This is a genomic window from Streptomyces sp. NPDC041108, from assembly GCF_055592645.1.
In genome coordinates this window covers 731,546-750,490 of record NZ_JBVIYK010000002.1, presented here as the reverse complement: position 1 = coordinate 750,490, position 18,945 = coordinate 731,546, and the positions used below count along the sequence as shown (strand labels likewise).

Annotated in this window: 12 protein-coding genes and 2 pseudogenes; 9 read left to right on the top strand and 5 right to left on the bottom strand. The window is 67.8% G+C overall.

Annotation, left to right across the window (positions count from 1 at the left end; translation table 11 throughout):
- Window positions 1-284: 284 nt before the first annotated feature.
- Window positions 285-1,019: a fumarylacetoacetate hydrolase family protein gene (locus tag ACZ6BB_RS09220; protein WP_471614643.1), complete on the top strand. Its 735-nt coding sequence runs from the start codon at window positions 285-287 to the stop codon at window positions 1,017-1,019.
- Window positions 1,020-1,095: 76 nt separating this feature from the next.
- On the top strand, window positions 1,096-2,574 hold the full coding sequence (locus ACZ6BB_RS09215) for an FAD-dependent monooxygenase (RefSeq protein WP_471614642.1): 1,479 nt from the start codon (window positions 1,096-1,098) through the stop codon (window positions 2,572-2,574).
- Window positions 2,575-2,787: 213 nt separating this feature from the next.
- Here ACZ6BB_RS09215 and ACZ6BB_RS09210 read toward each other — a convergent pair whose 3' ends face one another.
- Entirely contained in the window at window positions 2,788-4,362 is a 1,575-nt protein-coding gene (locus tag ACZ6BB_RS09210) for a sigma-70 family RNA polymerase sigma factor (RefSeq protein WP_471614641.1), read from the bottom strand.
- A 771-nt stretch (window positions 4,363-5,133) separates the two neighbouring features.
- Between ACZ6BB_RS09210 and ACZ6BB_RS09205 the strand changes: the two genes are divergently transcribed.
- Together ACZ6BB_RS09205 and ACZ6BB_RS09200 are read left to right on the top strand one after the other, a co-directional pair.
- Window positions 5,134-6,564 (top strand): glycoside hydrolase family 43 protein, encoded by a 1,431-nt coding sequence (locus ACZ6BB_RS09205; protein ID WP_471614640.1) that lies wholly within the window; start codon window positions 5,134-5,136, stop codon window positions 6,562-6,564.
- A gap of 365 nt (window positions 6,565-6,929) precedes the next feature.
- Window positions 6,930-8,375 (top strand): family 43 glycosylhydrolase, encoded by a 1,446-nt coding sequence (locus ACZ6BB_RS09200; protein ID WP_471614737.1) that lies wholly within the window; start codon window positions 6,930-6,932, stop codon window positions 8,373-8,375.
- Between the two features lie 1,292 nt (window positions 8,376-9,667).
- On the opposite strand, the gene ACZ6BB_RS09195 is transcribed toward ACZ6BB_RS09200, so the two are convergent.
- Entirely contained in the window at window positions 9,668-11,335 is a 1,668-nt protein-coding gene (locus tag ACZ6BB_RS09195; RefSeq protein ID WP_471614639.1) for a DUF262 domain-containing protein, read from the bottom strand.
- Between the two features lie 234 nt (window positions 11,336-11,569).
- Here ACZ6BB_RS09195 and ACZ6BB_RS09190 point away from each other — a divergent pair.
- From ACZ6BB_RS09190 to ACZ6BB_RS09170, 5 genes and pseudogenes are all read left to right on the top strand, one after another.
- Window positions 11,570-11,899 (top strand): annotated as a pseudogene (locus ACZ6BB_RS09190) (transposase domain-containing protein); the annotation flags it as partial.
- A 29-nt stretch (window positions 11,900-11,928) separates the two neighbouring features.
- Complete coding sequence (locus tag ACZ6BB_RS09185) at window positions 11,929-13,209, top strand: extracellular solute-binding protein (RefSeq protein ID WP_471614638.1); 1,281 nt, start codon at window positions 11,929-11,931, stop codon at window positions 13,207-13,209.
- A gap of 192 nt (window positions 13,210-13,401) precedes the next feature.
- Window positions 13,402-14,241 carry a carbohydrate ABC transporter permease gene (locus ACZ6BB_RS09180; protein ID WP_471614637.1) on the top strand — a complete coding sequence of 280 codons (840 nt, stop codon included), beginning with the start codon at window positions 13,402-13,404 and terminating at the stop codon, window positions 14,239-14,241.
- Window position 14,242: 1 nt separating this feature from the next.
- Window positions 14,243-15,154, top strand: coding sequence for a carbohydrate ABC transporter permease (locus tag ACZ6BB_RS09175; protein ID WP_471614636.1), 912 nt, complete (start codon window positions 14,243-14,245; stop codon window positions 15,152-15,154).
- A gap of 80 nt (window positions 15,155-15,234) precedes the next feature.
- The gene (locus tag ACZ6BB_RS09170; protein WP_471614635.1) at window positions 15,235-16,698 is read left to right on the top strand and encodes a glycoside hydrolase family 32 protein; all 1,464 of its coding nucleotides are present in this window, start codon (window positions 15,235-15,237) and stop codon (window positions 16,696-16,698) included.
- Between the two features lie 558 nt (window positions 16,699-17,256).
- On the opposite strand, the pseudogene ACZ6BB_RS09165 reads toward ACZ6BB_RS09170, so the two are convergent.
- The 3 genes and pseudogenes from ACZ6BB_RS09165 to ACZ6BB_RS09155 form a co-directional block, all read right to left on the bottom strand.
- Window positions 17,257-17,751, bottom strand: a pseudogene (locus tag ACZ6BB_RS09165) (AfsR family transcriptional regulator); the annotation flags it as partial.
- Window positions 17,752-18,202: 451 nt separating this feature from the next.
- Entirely contained in the window at window positions 18,203-18,610 is a 408-nt protein-coding gene (locus ACZ6BB_RS09160) for a PIN domain nuclease (protein ID WP_307625227.1), read from the bottom strand.
- A complete protein-coding gene (locus ACZ6BB_RS09155; protein ID WP_053672219.1) occupies window positions 18,607-18,840 on the bottom strand; it encodes a type II toxin-antitoxin system VapB family antitoxin in 234 nt (77 codons plus the stop codon). The genes ACZ6BB_RS09160 and ACZ6BB_RS09155 overlap by 4 nt, the downstream gene beginning before the upstream one ends.
- Window positions 18,841-18,945: the final 105 nt, after the last annotated feature.

Here is an 18,945-nt window from a genome sequence, read left to right as displayed (position 1 = left end):
GTTCCCGTGTCCGGGAACGGCGGCACGGTCGAGGTCCCGGACCTGGCGCGACGGATGTCCGCAGCTCCCACGTGAAGTGGCTCTCCCCACGGGGATACCGGATGTGGCGGGACGTGGGCCTGGGCGGGATGCAGCCGATCGGCATGGAGAACGAGAGCTGGTGGTCCCGGTCGTGCCGTCGTCGGCGATCGGCGCCAGGCGGGTAACAGGGTTCAGGCGGTGAAGGAGGTCTCGGCGGGGACCTGGGCCGCCGTTTCCGCGGAGGCTCCGCGCGGGGGCAGGCCGTGGCGCTTGCGGAAGTACGTGGAGAAGTCCTCGTCGAGACGGCGCAGACCATCGGACCGGTCGCGGCGTTCCTGCCGTGTCTGTGCCTCCATCGTCTCCCGGTAGTTGCTCGTGGGATCCGGCAGCAGGGTCTGCTGGATGCGCAGGGCCAGTCCCGTGGTCTTCAGAAGCAGGGCCCGGACAGGTGCGGGGGGGGACGGGGTCATGCCGTGGACCCGCCAGGTGGTCGGGTGCATCGTCGACGTGACCAGAGCGCGGGCCAGGCCGTGCAGTGGCCTGGGGAAGAACCGGTAGGCGAACTGGTCCAGGATGGCCAGCGTGACCCAGCGGCCCTCCTCGTTCTCAGGCCAGGGCCGGTTCTCGAACTCGTCGACGAAGGCCGTCAGCGAGTCCCAGTCCTCAGGCATGTCCATGATCTTGTTGCCGTGCTCGTCGGTGAAGAGCTTGGACATCTCGAACCAGAAGCGGTGCGCGGCGATCTTCTGCTTCTCGGAGTACCCGGGCAGCCCCAGTTTGAGGTTGTAGCCGTCACCGTGCTGGAACCCGGTGACGTGGTCACGACGGGCACCCCCGCCGGCGTCGCCCCGATCGAAGACGGCGACAGCGTCGAGCTGACCGTGGACCGCATCGGGCGCCTGTCCGTGGAGGTGTCCGCCGAGGAGGCGGTGCCCTGCCCGACCGGAGGAGCCGGTCGTGGTCCTGGGCCGCCGCCCGCCCCCGAGCGCAGCAAGTGACCTGCGCCTTCTGAGACCTACGGCCCGTGCAGTCAGAGACGTACGGCCCATGCCGTCCAAGACCTGCGGAGACACCATGACCACCCACACCGAGCGCACCGGGCTGCTCGTCATCGGCGGCGGCATCGGCGGGATGGCCACCGCGCTCGCCGCGGCCCGCGCCGGGCGGCCGGTCCGGCTGCTGGAACGCGCGCCTGTCCTCACCGAGATCGGCGCCGGCCTCCAGGTCGGCCCCAACGCCATCCGGGTCCTGATGAACCTGGGCCTGTACGAGCGCATCGAGGAGGTCGCAGTCTTCCCTGGCCGCGGCGTCTTCATGGACGCCCTCACCGGGAAGGACCTGACCTCGCTCGATTTCGGTCCCGCCTTCCGGGAGCGCTACCGAGCGCCGTACGCGGTGATGCACCGCAGCGACCTGCTCGACATCCTGCTCGACGCCTGTCGGGCCGGCGACCGGATCGTCCTGGAGAACGGCAAGGAGGCCGTAGTTGTTCGGGAACTCGAGGGCGACATCGTGCGCGTCGAGTGCGCCGACGCAAGTGCCTACGAAGCGGATGCGGTGATCGGCGCCGATGGCCTCAACTCCCGTGTGCGGGGGCTGATCGCCGACGACGAGCCTGTGTGTTCCGGGTACGCCGCCTACCGCGGCACCATGCCCGTGGGCGACCTCGGCGCGGGGATCGACGGTGACAGCGTGGTGTTGTGGATCGGACCAGGCATGCACATGATCCAGTACCCGATCCGGCGCGGCGAGCTGTACAACACCGTCGCCGTCTTCCACAGCGACTCCTCCCAGCAGGGCAAGGACGGCTGGGGCGGCCCCGAGGAACTGGACGCCCGCTTCGCCACCGCGTGCGACGAAGTGCGCCGCGGCGTGGCGCTTGTCGACCGCAGCCGGCACTGGAAGACCTACGACCGCGAACCCCTCGACCGCTGGACCACCGGCCGGGTGGCCCTCCTCGGCGACGCGGCCCACCCCATGCTCCAGTACCTCGGGCAGGGCGTTTGCCAGGCCCTGGAGGACGCCGAAGCCCTCGGCCGCGGGCTCACCGAGCACGGTGACGACTTCACCAAGGTCTTCGCCGCGTACGAGCAGGGGCGGATACCTCGGGCCACCCGGTGCCAGACCACGGCCCGCACCTGGGGCGAGATCTGGCACACCGACGTGGGTGACCACCGTGCGCGCGGTGGTCAGCGCGGTGGCCGCGACGATCAGGTCGTGGGCACCTCGGGGCTGGCCGGCTCTGCGGACATGCGCGAGCAGCCGCGCGTGCGCGCGGGCCACGTCCACGGTGTTTTCCTCGACCGGGATGGTGGCGAGGACGGTGTCGACGAAGGACTGGCGGGCGACCCGGTTGGTATCGTCCGCCGGTTCCACGCCCTGGAGCAGTTTCGCCACCGTGATGGCGGCGATCGCCGGATCGTCGTCGTCGGCCAGCGCCTGGTCGAGGGAGACCTTCCGGCGCTCGATCGCGATCAGCACGCCGGTGTCCAGGATCAGTCGCTCCACGGATCGTCCAGCGTCAGCAGGTCAGAGCAGATCAGAGCGATTTGAACTAACGACTACGACCACAGACTTGAAGTCACGAGGAGCGTGATGAAGACATGCTTGAGGAGGGGGCGGCCCGAGACCTCGGCCGAGGTGCCGACGTGCCGCCCGTATGACATCGCGCTGCGTGAGTTTGAAGTGAACCGGGAGCCAGCGTCAACACTTTGCGAACTATGTCCGATACGTCGAACAACTCTCTTCAGGGCAGGCCGTTCGGCGTCAGCTCCAGGGCGCCTGGAGGACGAAGGAGCGGCTGGCCCGATATGAGGCCGTGCTCTCCGAGCGGTCGAGCCACAACTGGAGGTTGTCCCGGTGGCGGAGGTAGCGGCCCGGGTAGTTGTACGACTCCAGGGAGACCGAACCGGCCGTGGAACCGGAACGGGGGCAGAAGGTGGCGTCCTTCCGGAAGAGGGCGGATCCGTCGTCGATGTCCAGCCGGATACGGAAGGCGTAGTGCCGCAGATACCTGCCCGTCGCGTCCCTGAGTGAGTAACAGCGGGGGTCGGCCAGGCCGGTGACGAAGGTGAAGGTGGCCTCCTGCCGGGTGACCGTGGAGCTGTTGGCACCGACCGGGCCCAGGACACCGAGCAAGCCGGACCGGCTCACGTAGTGGCCGGGGTTGTCGACCGACCGTAGGGCATGCGGCCCCGAAATCCGCGCCTCAGCGGTCGTCGCCCGGGTCGGTGTCGGGGTCGGGGTCGGGGGCGGTGTCGGTGTCCGTGAGGCGGCCGTTCCCGGGGAGGACGACGGCACGGTCGAGGCGGCGGTCGGCAGCGGCGCCGCGACGGCGGGCCGCGGGGCCGGCTCGGGCGATCTCTCGGCTGCGTACCAGGCCACTGCGGCAACCGTGAGCGTGACGGCCCCTGCGGCCGCCGTGGCCGCGGGCTTGGCGGCCAGCTTCCCGATCGTCTGCGCCGTACGGCTCGCACCACTCGCCGTGCGGGTGGCCGCGCTCGCGCTGACGGTCGCCCCGGCCGACCCCGTCCCCAGCGTCCTGGCAAGTACCAGGCCGGCCAGGCCGATCGGCACCGGCACCAGCGCGAGGCCGGCCAGCAGCCCCTCCGCCGGCATCAGGTCCGACGAGCTCACCAGGCACCGCCGACAGTCACGGACATGGCGTGCCAGCCGCTTGCGCCACAGCCCGGACGGCCGCCCGTCCCACGAGGCGAGCACGGCGACCAGGTCCGGGCAGCGCGGCGAGGCCGCCACGGCTCGCACGACGGTGCGCGCCGTCTCCAGCCGTTCCTTGACCCGCTGGATCCGGACCGCGGCATGCTGCGGTGTGAGGCCGCAGGCCGCCGAGAGCTCACCGCGGGTCAGTTCCCCGGCGCTCTCCATCCACCAGAGCGCGAGCACCTCACGTTCCTCGTCCTCCAGCCAGCGGGTCGCCTCCACCGCTTCACGCCGCTGGCCCGACAGCGCGAGCTGAAGAATCGCCAGGTCGGCGAAGTCGGACTGCGGGGCTGCTACGTGGGCGTTCTCCTCCAGGGGCTCCGCGGCGAGCCGGGTGCGCCCTCTGCGCCACCGGTCACGGATCTGCCGCACGGTGACGGCGACGAGCCAGGACCGGAAACGCTCGGGGTGCTCCAGTCCGGGCAGCCCGTCCAGGACCCGCACCATCGTCTCCTGGACCACGTCGTCGACGTCGCTGTGCCCGTCCAGCGCCCGCCCGACGATGTTGTAGACCAACGGAAGAAAGTCCCGTACCAGTTGTTCCACGGCCTGCCGGTCCCCGGCCCGCGCCGCCATGACGACGGCGATGTCCGGCCGTTCCCGTCCTGTCTGCGAGCGCACCTCACGCCACCCGTCCCGTCGTCCTGCCGATGTGCTGGGGGCAGCAGTGTGCCAGGTGTGAATCCCGAGGACGGGCGTCGGGGCGCCGCTCAGACACCGCTCCACCTTCGCCCGTTCCGGGTTTTGCGTTATGCGTGACGTGCCGGCGCGTCTCCTGATGCGTAGACCCTGTCCCGAGCACGAGGGAGGCCACGCCGCTCCGCTCTCTTCACACCTCTTGACACCAGCTTTACCCCCCTCTAACTTTTGGCCGAATTAACGAACGATGTCCGTAATATCGAACAGTTCTTGTTCGCCGGACCCTCCTGGCTCGCCTCCGCTTCCGCTCCGCGACGTGAAACAAGGATGTCTCTGTCATGAGCGCTGCTCTCCCCTCCTCCCTGGGCGCGGAGCCGATCGCCCGTCGGCCGTTGGCCTGGACGGAGGCGCTCACCGTCCTCGCCCCTGGCGCGACGTCAGGGACGGGGGCGACCACTCCCGTCGCACGGACGACACCACCACGCACCCAAGCCCGCGCGCCCGTTCCGCCGCTGCCGCAGCCATCGCCCCAGCATCCCTGCCCCGTCGGCACGACCAGCGGTTCGCGTGGGCCGAGAGCCACGGCAGCCGCCGGGGCAAAACCCGCCACAGCGGCAAGTGCGTCCATGACGTCGGCACCTTGACCAGTGTCCGGGCCCTGCTCGGCGGCACAGCCACGGGCTGTTAGCGGTCGCGCGCCCGGCACCCCGTCTCCACCCCGTCCCGGCACCCGCAGAAGGATAGGACACACGCATGTCAAGACTGCTCACCCGGCTCGCGGCGATATTCATCGCCGTCGGCCTCTTCTTCACCTCGCAATCCCTGGCCGCACCTCAGCGTGCGGCCGCCGCCGACCCGGGCTACCTGATGCTGCACTTCACCGGGGAGGGGTCGACCGGTCAGCAGATGTACCTCTCGCACAGCACGGACGGCCTCAACTGGAGCGACCTCAACAACGGAGCGTCGATCCTGCGTTCCACCGTCGGCACGAAGGGGGTGCGCGACCCCGCACTGGTGCGGTCCCCTGACGGCAGCAAGTACTGGATCATCGCGACGGATCTGTGCATCAGCTGTGGGCAGTCATGGCCGGACTCCATCAACAACGGCAGCCGCAACCTCGTGGTGTGGGAGTCGACGGACCTGGTCAACTGGTCGGAGCCGTGGCTGCTCAACGTCGCCGGCGCGATCCCCGACGGACGCAACGCCTGGGCGCCCGAGGCGATCTGGAACCCCGAGACCAACGACTACGTCCTGTACTGGGCGACGAACAAGCCCCTCGACGGCAAGACCAAGCACCGCATCTACTACGCCCGCACCAGCGACTTCCGCACCATCACCACCCCGCAGATCTACATCGACCGCCCCGGCACCCAGGAACTCATCGACACCCAGATCGTCGAGGTCCCGGCCGGCGTGGGCAACTACCGCTACGTGCGGGCCTCCGGTGACGGCCAGATCACCCTCGAAGGCAGCAACTCGATCCTCGGAACGTGGACCAACCTCGGCAACCTCTCCGGCATCGGCCTGACCGGCGCCCAGGTCGAGGGCCCCATGTGGATGAAGTTCCGCGACCGCAACGAGTGGACCCTGTACCTCGACCAGTACTCCTCCGGACGCGGTTACATGCCGGTCACCACGACCAACCCCTCCGCCGTCGGCACCTACCAGCTCCCGGCAGCAGGCAGCTACAACATGGGCGTCAACAAGAAGCGCCACGGCTCGATCCTGAACCTCACGGCCGCCGAGGAGACCCGCGTCCTCGCCCGCTGGGGCGACACCCCGGCCAAGCGGCTCCAGTCGTTCAACTTCCAGGACCGGTACGTACGCCACGCCAACTTCGACGTGCGCATCGACCAGAACATCACCGGCCCCGACGCCCAGTTCCGGCTGCGCCCCGGCCTGGCCGGCACCGGCACCGTCTCCTTCGAGTCGGTCAACTACCCCGGCTACTTCCTGCGGCACGCGAACAACGACTTCCAGCTGGTCCGCAACGACGGCACCGCCCAGTTCGCCGCTGACTCCACCTTCAACCAGGTCGCCGGCCTCGCCGACTCCACCTGGTCCTCCTTCCAGTCCTACAACCACCCCGACCGCTACATCCGCCACTACGCCTACTACCTGAAGCTCGACACGATCACCACCACGACAGCACGCGGCGACGCCACCTTCCGCGTGACGAACTGACCCGACACCGACAGGGATGTCGGCGCTGTCCCCGAGGCGCCGGCATCCCTTTACTTTGCTCCCGTGCCCTCCGCACGCCCGTTCCCCGTACGCCCATGTCGGCCGCGGCGACGTTCGTGAACCCCACAGCGTGTCCTTACCAAGCGATCTTGTCGCGCGCATCCCAATGCGTGGTCGAGTCGTCGCGGGATGCCGAGCGGCCAATCCTTTCAAGCCACCGACGGGCTGGAAGCACCAAGCCACACCCGGTATCCCTGGGCCTCCCGATCCTACGAGTGACCGGAACCAACCCACCTACAACGTAAGGAAGTACCGTGATCCTCCGTCATCTCAGGTTGTGGTTAGCCGGCGCCGTGGCCCTGCTCATGGCGCTGGCCTGCGCACAGGGCCCCGCGTCCGCGGTGGACGGCCGCCCGTTCACGAACCCGCTCAAGTCGGTGAAGGGCGCCGATCCCTGGCTGGAGTACTACGACGGCGACTACTACCTCGTCACGACGACGTTCACCGGTGTCCTGGGCATGCGCAAGTCGCCCACCCTCGCCGGCCTCGCCACCGCCCCCAGCGTCCAGATCTGGTCGGACACCACCCCCACCCGCAACTCCAACATCTGGGCCCCGGAGATCCACTTCTCCGACGGCCACTGGTACCTGTACTACAGCGCAGGGCAGAGCGGCACTCCGTGCTGCGGGGCGAACGGGACGCAGCGCACGCATGTCCTGGAGAGCGCGGGAACGGACCCGAAAGGCCCCTACACCTACAAGTCCATGATCACCGGCCCCAACCTCTACCCGACCAACTGGCTGATCGACGCGAGCGTCCTGCGGGTGAACGGTCAGACGTACATGGTCGGCAGCGGAAGAACGAACAGCGGCATGCCGCCCAGCCTGGTCATCGCCCCGATGACCAACCCGTACACCGTCAGTGGGAACTGGACTGTCATCTCGACGCCGACCCTCAGCTGGGAGACCCGGAAGGCAGCCATCAACGAAGGTCCTGAGGCGCTGCAGCGTGACGGCCGCACCTTCCTCATCTACGCCGCGAGCGCCTGCGACACCCCCGACTACCAGCTCGGCCAGCTGGAACTGACCGGCAGCGACCCGCTGAACCCCGCCGCGTGGACGAAGAAGCCGACACCGGTCTTCAGCCGCAATGACGCGGCGAGCGTCTACGGCCCCGGCCACAACGGCTTCTTCACCTCGCCCGACCACACCGAGAACTGGATCGTCTACCACGCCAACGACTCCACCACCGACCGCTGCGGGAACGAACGCACCACCAGGGCCCAGAAGTTCACCTGGAACGCGGACGGTACGCCGAACTTCGGTACCCCCGTGGCCCTCGGCACCACCCTGCCGGGTCCCTCCGGGGAGACGGCGGCCACCCCGACCGCGTACACGCTCGTGAACCGCAACAGCGGCAAGTGCCTGGACGTCGCGAGCGGCAACACCGCCGACGGCACCGACATCTTCCAGTGGACGTGCAACGGCGGCGCCAACCAGAAGTGGCGGATCGAGGATCTGGGCGACGACACCAACCGGCTGGTGAACGTCGCGACCGGCAAGGTCATGGACACCGCCGACTGCGGGACGACCGACGGCACGGACATCCGGCAGTGGTCCTGGCTGAACAACAACTGCCAGAAGTTCCGCCTGATACACACGGCCACGGGTGACTACGTGCGGATCGTGAACGAGAACAGCGGCAAGGTCGCCGACGTCGCCGACTGCGGTACCGCCAACGGCGCCGACGTACGCCAGTGGACCTGGCTGAACAACAACTGCCAGGAGTGGCGGACAGTGCCCACCACCTGAGCGCAGTGAGCACGGGATGGTGACGGGTACGGCGGTGGACCGGCCGGCGGACGGTGCTCCGGGGAGGGTCTGCCAGGCCGCACCGCCGCGGACTGGGCGAGGATGCTCACGAGCCTCCGCCTGCGTGCCGGTACCGTCCGCGGGCCGGCGAGTTCACGCTGAATCCCGGTGATCCGGACCTGACCGGACGCACCGAGGGAGTTGGTCACGGTGTGAAAAGGCGCTCGGCTGGGGTTACCCAGCCGAGCGCCCTGCGTCGGCGGCGTCGAGCTCAGCGGTGAATGGGCGCGGGCCGGCCGACGTCCCGGACCGGGGACTTCGCGATGAAGGTGCTCGGCCCGGTGGCCCGCCACCACACCGCACCGACCCCGCCGCCCACGGCCAGAGCAGCGTGGGCGAAGGTCCCCCGGGCAGCCACTTCCGCTGACCTGCGTCCCATCAGCGTCCCAACTTCGGCGTCCACCCGCTCGCAGAGCCCACCGCGGCGGCTTGTGCCGGGCAGTGGGCTGATACGTCTATGCAGGTCGGAGCGGTTCGAACTGAGCCGATCACAACGCCCTTGAACTCACGAGCAGCGGATTCAGCCCGTTGGGCCAAAGTCCTGAATCCGCACGCCCGCTGAGACGTTTCCGCAGGTCAAAGACCTGCACAGTGGGGCGGGTGGGACTCGAGCCCATGGCCTACGGATTATGAGTCCTTTGAGGATCTCGGCGGAACTTGCCCATCAGCGCCGATCCGTGACGTTTTCCCAGGTCAAGCGCATTGATCGTTGCCAGCGCGGTGTGGTCCTTGTCAGTCTGTTCCTGTCCTTGTGGCCCCTCGATGGCCCCTGACAGCCTTTGAGAGAGACGCTTGCGATCGCAGCAGCCGCGTCCGCCCAGTTCCGCCGAGGGGGACGAACTCGCCCGCACCGGATCCCCCTTCCAACGCGCAGAGGCTCCACCCCGGGTGGAGCCTCTGGGAGCATTTTCACAGGCCGGCGCGTATGGACAGAGTGCGAGCTACCGAACCGGAATGAGACCGCGTCCAGCTTGGCCGTTCGACAGCGTGCCGCTGCGGCCCGGCGTGTGCATCGCAGTTCTCCTTGAACCGGCGGGCACAGACGGCCACTCGACGCGCTCGCTGCCCGCGTCGCTCAACACTCCGTGAGTCGTACGACGACAGTCACGCCGCCGGGGCAGCGAAAAGGGCGATCTCCAGACGGAGTCGCCCGGCGGAGTCTTCGCCGAGCCAGCCGACCATGGACTCGGACGCTCCCGGGGCCGGTGACACCACCCTCCCCGGTCTGCCCGTCACAGGCGCCACTCAGCGACCAGGCGGCCGACCAGCTCCTTCTGCCGCTGCTCGAGGATCTTGGGAGTCCACTTGGTCTGCTGGAGCACCTGGCTGGTGAGCGCAAAGGGGACGGAGCCGGTCCGGCCAGTGAAGTACTTCGCCTTCTTCGTGGCGAAGTCGTAAGTGCCGGCCTGGGAGTTCTTCGTCCGGTTCAGCAGCACAAGATTGCCGATCCGGTCCGTCCAGTGGGCGCGCTGGTAACCGTCGAAGAGGCGAGTCCACTGCGAGGCGAGCTTCGGATTCTGCGGCAGTACATGCTCGACGGTGATGAGGGCGTGGTCGTAGGTCACGCCCTGCGAGGCGGCGAGCAGCTCGTCAAGCCGGAGCAAGACATACCTGCGGATCTTGGGATGCACGTCACCGTCCAGCCGGGCCCGGGTCTCCGTCTTCTCCCCGGCGTTCAGATGAAACGCCGGGGAGGACAGGCCCTGCCCTTGGTCGAGTTGGCGGAGGAGCTCGGCGTAGCGGGTGACACGCGGGGTGGAGTAGACGCGGCGAATGAACATGCTGGCCGCGAGCCGTTCGAGAGCGCGGAAGAACTTGTCGAGCCATTCTGGATCACCGCCGTGGTTGCGCAGCGCCCACAGGGCAGCGGGGCGCCAGTCGTTGACATCCAGTTGTGAGAGACGCTTGAACCAGGCGTTGACTTTCTCGGCACCGATGGCGGCGCTGTAGTTCCGGTCGCGGATCTGCGCGTACGCCTCGGCGTACGGCTCGATCACCTCGTTGACGAACTCCTCTGCGCGGTCGGGCAAGTAGAGGCTGAGCACCTGATCGGGAAACTCCTTGAGTAGTTCCTTCTCTCCGCGCTTCTTGGCATAAATCATGCGCAGGTGCAGGAAAAGGTCGGCGAAGCCCTCCCGCCCGAGCGCCTCCTCGGCGTCCTCCCAGCGGGCTGCGCACTCCTCGGCCGCCGCCGGCTTCAGATCACCGATGATGCGGGCCTTGAAGATGTCGGTGGGCGACAGGTCCAGGCCACGGGAGTTCATCACGCTGAAGATGCGGTGGGCGCTGTCCAGGTCCGGCGTGCTGACGATGACCAGGAAAGTGCGGTGGCTGAGTATCCGGGCCAGGGCCAAGCGCCGGTCCTCGGACCAGACCGAGACGATCCGGTGCAGGCCACGGGCGTTCGCCTGGACGGCTCTCTGCGCGTCGGTCTTCAGGGCGTTCTCTGCCAGGGCGAGCAGTGTCGGCACTGCGCCCCGGGCTTGCACGTACTTCTTGAAGAACGCCGCGTCACGGGAGCGTAGCGCCAGCCTGGGTTTGGTCGCGAGGCCCAGGACTTTACGGCCCGGCTCGACCACCATCCGGTCCAGTTCGGCGCGGAGTTCCTCATCCTCCGTCACGTCGCGGAGGACAGACAGCAGGATCGTCAGCGTAGTCAGCCGTTGCTGACCATCGATGACGTCGGCGACAGTGGTGCCCATGTCCTTGACCAGGACCACGGAGCCCAGGAAGTAGGGCTCTTCGGATCCGCGGTCCAGCGCCTCGTCCAGGTCAGTGAGAAGCTGGACAGCCTGCTCTTCCTGCCAGGCGTACGGGCGCTGGTAGTCCGGGATCCGGAAGTCGTAGTCACTGCTGAAGACCTTGTGCAGGGGCACCTCGTGCGCCTCGAGCTTATGCATGAGCCAATGATGTCTATGCACTTCGGCTCTCGTCACCAAATCGACCACATTGACTGTCCTCGGTCGAGGTGCTTCGTAGGGCCTTGCCCCAAGGCCGGGTAGCCAGTGTATTTCCGCTGGTGGCAAGGGGGTTCGGTGTCGGGCAGGAACGCGGGCAACGGGGCCGCATCGGTCAGGTGGTCCGCCAAGACTTCCGGCCGCTGAGGAGCCCCGTTGGCCACGCATCATTCTGTCCTGCCATCCGGTCTGGCGAGGGTCACCCGTGAGTCCATTGTGGCCGAGGGCCGGTTCGCGCCCGGTCACCTGGGCGAGTTGACGCAGGTCATACCGTTTCGACCTCGTCGATGCCGTTCTGGATGAAACCCGTTGCATGCAGCGCCGGTTACGGGATCTGCCTTCCCGGGTCGGGGTCTACTTCCTTCTCGCGATGTGCCTGTTCCCGGAGGTCGGCTACCGGCTGGTCTGGCACAAGCTGACAGCAGCCCTTACGGGCGCCGGGATCGAGTCGCGGAGCCAACTGCGAAAGCCTTACGTGATCTGCGCAGACGGCTCGGTGCAGAACCCTCGTGGAATCGAGAACCAGGCGCCTCGCGGTGTCGAGCATAGCCGCCCTCGCCTCGGCGGCGCTCGTAGTCGGCTGCGGCGGCAGTGGCAGCACCGGCTCCTCGGGCGCCGACGGCAACACCCTGACCCTGTGGACGCACAACGCCGGCAACGCCGCCGAGTACGGCGTCGTGAAGCAGATCGTCAAGGACTTCAACGCCAGCCAGAACAAGTACAAGGTCAAGATCCAGGCGTTCCCGCAGGGTTCCTACAACGACTCGGTGGTGGCCGCGGCCTCCGCGAAGAAGCTGCCGTGCATCCTCGACGTCGACGGCCCCAACGTCCCGAACTGGGCCTGGGGCGGGTACCTCGCGCCGCTCGACCTGTCCAAGGGCAAGGTCGCCGTGAAGGACCAGCTGCCCAGCACGGTCGGCACGTACCAGGACAAGACCTACGCGTTCGGGTTCTACGACGTCGCGCTGACCATGTACTCCCGCAAGTCGGTCCTCGACAAGTTCGACATCCGCGTACCCACCCTCGACAAGCCCTGGACCAAGGACGAGTTCAGCGACGCGCTCGCCAAGCTGAAGGCGAGCGGCAAGTTCAAGAACAGCCTGGACCTCGGCACGGGTGACCCCGGCGAGTGGTGGCCGTACGCCTACTCCCCGATGCTGCAGAGCTTCGGCGGCGACCTCATCGACCGCTCGGACTACAAGACGGCCAAGGACGCGCTCAACGGCGAGAAGGCCGTCGAGTGGGGCAAGTGGTTCCGCTCGCTGGTCACGAAGGGCTACGCGCCGCAGAAGTCCAGCAAGAGCCCCGGCGACGACTTCCGCAACGGCAAGACCGCCATCCAGTGGGACGGCAGCTGGTCGGCCCAGGCCAACATCGACAAGTTCGGCAGCGACCTGGCGATCCTCCCGCCGGTCGATTTCGGCGACGGACCCAAGATCGGCGGAGCCTCCTGGCAGTGGGGCATGAGTTCCAGCTGCTCCAACAAGGCGGGCGCTCAGGCGTATCTGAACTTCACCCGGCAGACGAAGTACTACGTCGACTTCGCCAAGGCCACCGGCACCATCCCCGCCACCGACGAGGCGGCGCAACAGGTGAAGGGCTACGAAACGGGCGGCCAGTTCAACATCTTCCTCAAGGAAGCACAGCAGTTCGCTGTGGTCCGCCCCGTCACCCCGGCCTACCCCTACATCTCCACTGTCTTCTCGAAGACGGCTCGGGACATCCTGGCCGGCGCCGACGTCAAGGGCGCCCTCGACCAGGCCGTCAGTCAGATCGACAACAACCTGTCGACCAACAACTACTCCACCGGCAGCTGACCGCGTCCACCCGTCCCGGCGGATGCGGTTCCTCCCCGCCGCCTCCGCCGGGACACATACCTGCCTGGATGTCGCATGACGACCACAGTGACCTCAATATCCTCTCGATCCGGTACCGCTGCCGGTGCCCCTCAGACCCGGCGAGCCACGCGTGGGCGAGCACGGCGCAGGGAAAGCCTCGCGGCTCTCGGCATGGTGAGCCCCGCCGTCTTCCTGCTGCTGCTGTTCTTCGTCATCCCGGTGGTGCTGGCCTTCGCGCTGGCATTCACCAACGCCCGCCTGGTGTCGCCGACCCCGGCCGAGTTCACCGGCCTGCAGAACTTCCGCGTCCTGCTGGACGATCCGCTGTTCTACAAGTCGCTGCGCAACACCTTCTACTTCGCCGCGGTCGTCGTCCCGCTCCAGGGCGGCCTGGCCCTGGTGCTCGCCCTGCTCGTCAACGCCAAGGTCAAGGGCGTCAACTTCTTCCGCACCGTCTACTTCATCCCGGTCGTCACCTCGATGGTGGTGGTGTCGATCCTGTGGACGTTCATGTACCAGAAGACCGGGCTGGTCAACGAGCTGATCTCCCGCCTCACCCTCGGCCTCGTGGACGGCCCGGACTGGCTGAACAACCCGTCCACGGCCATGCCCGCCATCATCCTCATGTCCGTCTGGCAGGGCGTCGGCTTCCACATGGTCATCTGGCTGGCCGGACTCCAGACGATCCCGCAGGACCTGTACGAGGCCGCAGACATCGACGGGGCCACTCGCTGGGTGCGCTTCAGGTACGTGACTTGGCCCGGCCTGCGCACCACCCGCACCTTCGTGCTCATCACGATCACGATCGCCGCGTTCAGCCTGTTCGCACAGGTCAGCGTGATGACGCAGGGCGGGCCCCTGGACTCCACCACCACGGTCGTCTACCAGGCCGTGCAGACCGGATACGCGCAGCAGCAGACCGGATACGCGTCCGCGATCTCCCTCGTCTTTTTCGTCCTGGTGCTGGCCGTCTCCCTCGTACAACGCCTCCTCACCCGGGAGAAGGACTGACATGACCTCCGCAACCCCCGCCCCCGCACGCCCGGGCCCCCCAAGGCCGCTGCTGCGCACGCTCGTCGTACAGGCGGCGCGCACCGCGCTCGCGCTGTTCTTCGCCTTCCCGATCGTGTTCATGCTGGTGTCGTCACTCAAGCCCGACCAGCAGATCTTCGGCGATCTTGACAGCATCAAGGCGTTCCTGCCCGTCGGTCATCTGTCCCTGGACAACTACAGCGGGGTCTTCGACCGGGTGCCCGCCGCCCGGTTCCTGCTCAACTCCATCGGGATCTCCGCCGTCACCGTGGTCCTGGGTATCTTCGTCAACAGCCTCGCCGCGTTCGCCCTGTCCCGGCTGCGCTGGCGCGGCAAGAAGATCGTTCTCACCGCCGTGATCGCAACGCTGATCGTGCCGTTCGAGACCTTCGCCCTGCCGCTGGTCTGGTGGGTCAACCAACTGCCCTGGCTCGAGGCCAACGGCTTCCACTTCACCCTGACCGAAGGCTGGCTGGACACCTACCAGGTGCAGATCCTTCCCTTCGTCGCCAACGCCTTCTCCATCTTCCTGTTCCACCAGTACTTCCAGAGCATCCCCAAGGAGCTCGACGAAGCCGCCGTCATCGACGGGGCAGGCTGGTTCGGCATCTACCGACGCATCGTCATGCCGCTGTCCGGCCCGGCGATCGCCACGGTCGCCATCCTGACCTTCCTGCCGGCCTGGAACTCCTATCTGTGGCCACTGATGGTCGTCCAGAGCGAGGAACTCCGACCGGTCATGGTGGGCGTCCAGTACTTCTTCCAGCTCAACCCTTCCTGGGGCGAGATCATGGCGTACTCATCGATGATCACCGTGCCGGTGCTCGCGCTGTTCGTGGCCTTCCAGCGAGCCTTCGTCTCCAGCATCGCCTCCAGCGGCGTCAAGGGCTGACCCCCGCGGGACCGCCGGTTCCTGCCCCCCACTTCCTCTGCCACCCCCCTGCGCCTCGCGCACCCTTCGAAAGGCCACGTGTGTCCACGCCGCCCTCCGACCCCCACCTGCCCGCCGTCCACCTGCGCCCGCCCCGCAACTGGATCAACGACCCCAACGGACTGGCCTTCCACGACGGCCACTACCACGTGTTCTTCCAGTACAACCCGTACGCCCCACACCACGCGAACATCCACTGGGGCCACTTCCGCAGCCCCGACCTGATCACCTGGGAAGAACTCCCGCCGGCCCTTTCCCCCACGCCCGAAGGCGACGACGCCGACGGCTGCTTCTCCGGCAACGCCATCTCCTCCGACGGCCGACTGCTGGCCTTCTACTCCGCCCACCGCAGCGACCGCTGGTGGCAGCCGGTCACCACCGCCGAGTCCCACGACGGCGGCCACACGTGGACCAAGCGGCCGGAGCTTCTCATCCCGAAGCCGCCCGCGGATACGACCATGTACCGCGACCCCTACGTCTGGCAGCAGGACGGCCGCCGGCGGATGCTGGTCGGCGCGGCACTGGCCGACGGCCGCGGCGCGGCACTCCTCTACGAGTCCGACGATCTGGAGAACTGGGCCTACCTTGGCCCTTTCCACACCGGCAGCCCAACCGACACCACCGCTCCGGCCGGCTGGGAATGCCCCCAGTACGCGGCCTTCGGCGACCGCGGCATTCTGATCATCAGCGACTGGAGCCCTCAGGGCGGCCCGATCCATGTGACGGCCTACACGGGCCACGAGGAACAGGGCCGTTTCACCGCGCACGCACCGCCTGTACGGCTGGACCACGGCCCGGACTTCTACGCACCCGCCCTGCTCAAGGCCCCCGAGGAAGACCGGTGGCTGCTGTGGGGCTGGTCGTGGGAGGCCCGTGACGACTCCTGGACGCACGAAGCCGGTTGGGCAGGAACCCTGACCCTCCCGCGCGAACTGACCCTGGCCGACGACGGCACGGTCGGCCAGCGCCCCGCACGCGAACTGCTCGGCCTGCGCGGGGATCGAGTCCTGCACAGCACCGCACACGTCACTGGATCTCAGCCGGTCGAGCTCGGGGAGGTCAGCCGCACTTTCGACCTCACCGCGGTCCTGACCCCCGACCCCACCGGCATGAGCGGGCTGCGTCTCATCACCTCGGCCGACGGCGCCGAATACCTCGACATCACCGTCGACCCGAGCGCCGGGCGGCTCACCGTGAACCGCGACCACGCCTCACTGGACCCACGAGCGCGTCCGGGCACGTACACCTTGCCCTGCCCGGTCGCGCACGTCCCCGGCGCATCCGTCGAACTCCGCGTCATCGTCGACCGCTCGATCGTCGAGATCTACCTCGCGTCCGGCCAGACTCTCACCTTCAGGTTCTATCCCACCGGCGACCGACCATGGCGGCTGCAAGCCCATGCGACAGGCACCCGCGGCACCGACTTCGCCGTCGACGCATGGGACCTGACCGCTGACGGATTCCATCAGCAGCCGCTTCCGGCGGGCCGTGGGCAGGACGTTTGACCGTTCCAAAGTGCGCACAAGGCCCGCGTATTGTCGTGTACTCGTCGCCGCCGCTTCGCGGCAGACCCGCAGGTATGCCGCGAAGCGCGGACATCTACCAGGGCGAAGACCTCGGCCTCTACGAGTCGAAGACCTCCCCTCATCGGCCCTCCAGGACCCAACCTGGGAACGCTCCGGCCACACTGTCCGGGGCCACGACCGCTCGCATCCCCCTCCGCTGGACCGGCGACACCCCGCACTTCGACTTCAGCACAGCCATGTCAGCAACGCCCCGGCTACCCCAACCCGACGACTGGAAGTGCTACACCGCCGAGCCAACCAGGCCGACCGCACCTCCAGGCTCCAGCTCCACCGCTCCGCCCTGCGCCTGCGCCGCACCAACCCGGGCCTGCGGGGACGAGAACTTCCACCGGCTGGACAGCACGCCCGGCACCCTCCTCTTCGAACGCGACTGCGGCCCGCTGTGCGCGGTCAACCTCACCGACCAGCCGAGCCGCCCCCGGAGGCCAGCAGCCCCCTCATCGCTTCAGCACCGCTGGGCAAGGACGGGCTACTGCCCAGGTCGAGGAGGTGGGCACCCGCCAGGTCAACCATACGTACGCGGGAGGTGACGAGGGCCGCGCAGCCCTCCGTGCCAGGCAACAGGGGGCGGACCTGGGCGGTGTCCCGGGCGTTGTCGAGCAGGACCAGGACCCGGCGGCCGTCCAGGACTGAGCGGTACAGCGCCGCCTTGCCCTCCATCGAGCTGGGGATGGCCGAGTCCGCGATCCCCAGGCCCTGCAAGAACAACCCGAGCACCGACTCAGGGTCCGCAGGCCGCGGGCCCGCGCCCTGCAGATCCACGTACAGCCGGCCGTCCGGAAAAGCGCCGCGTGCCTGGTGCGCCACATGTCCCGCCAGCGCCGTCTTGCCCACCCCGCCTATGTCGGCGAGCGCGGAGACAGCCATGACCCCGCCCTCAGCCGACGCCAGGATCTCTCTCAGCTCTGTCAATAAGGCCGCCCGCCCCGTGAAGTCCGGGACAGTGGCGGGGAGTTGCGCCGGAACGGACGGGGACACGGGCGGGCTCGGTCACGGGGAGCGCCGTGGCGTAGGACATCTGGGCAACGAGGCTCCGGCTCGGGGAAACGGCTGCTTGGCCGAGTCTCTTCCCCGGGGGACCCCTGCCGGCTCGATCAAGGTCCGTGTGCTTGGTCAAGGCTGAACCGCCGACAGCGCCGGGAAGTGTGGGCAGGCGTGCTCGCACTCCCCGGCGCGAACCAACGGGCGCGGTCGCATCGAGTGGACGGTGAACGTCGACTCCCCGACTCACCAGCATGCCGCCAGGCACGCCAGGTCGGCCAGGCCCAGTAGAAACCGCCTTGGCCCAAGCGATCCCGCGAGCCATGAGGCGTCGTGCGGCGGTGCGTACGGTCGAACCCGTTACCGGAAGGACTGCTGATGGGCCCCGGAAACATCGATCACCCAGGTCAGAAGCCAACAGACGTGATCCTGCTTCCCGAGATCAGGCTCGTACGTCTCGCTGCTGGACCTCCTTGAGGACTCCGGCCACCGTCACGAAGTCATTGTCCACATGAAGGACGGTGTGCCCATGGTGCACAGCTGTCGCACACACCAGCAGGTCGATCGCTCCCGCCGCCCGATGCCGGCCGCGCTGGGTCAGTTTGTACTGGGCGGTGTCGACCCAGCGCCAGGCGTTCTTGGGAACCGGTGAGAGCAGACAGAGCGCGTCCAGTTCCTCTGCCAGCTCATCCCGGTGAGACGGGCTGGTCGCCGAGTAGAGAAATTCGGCACGTGTCGGCTCGCACAGGTGGAACACCCCGGCGGCAATATGTCCCTCCCAGGGACGCAACGCACCCGGGGTACGGAACAGGTGCCACAGAGCCGAGGTGTCCACCAGATACGTGATCACTCGAAGGCCTCGCGTCGCGCACGCTTCTCCGCGTCATGCGCCGCCGCGGCCTGCTCGAACTCACCACGCGCACCCCGCGCGGCCAACTTCTCCGCAGCCTCAAGCCGCTTGATCCGCGCCACATAGTCCCGAAGGGCCGCGTTGACGGTCTCCTTCTTCGTCGTGACGCCCATGAGCCGCATGGCCTCGGCCAGCGCCTCGTCGTCGAGATCAATCTGCGTGACGGACATCGGACACCTCCAGCATCCACGATGTATGCCCTCAAGATACATCACCAACATTGGACGCAGCCATCGATCACAAACAGACCACACGAGGGAAGTGCGCTGGATGCC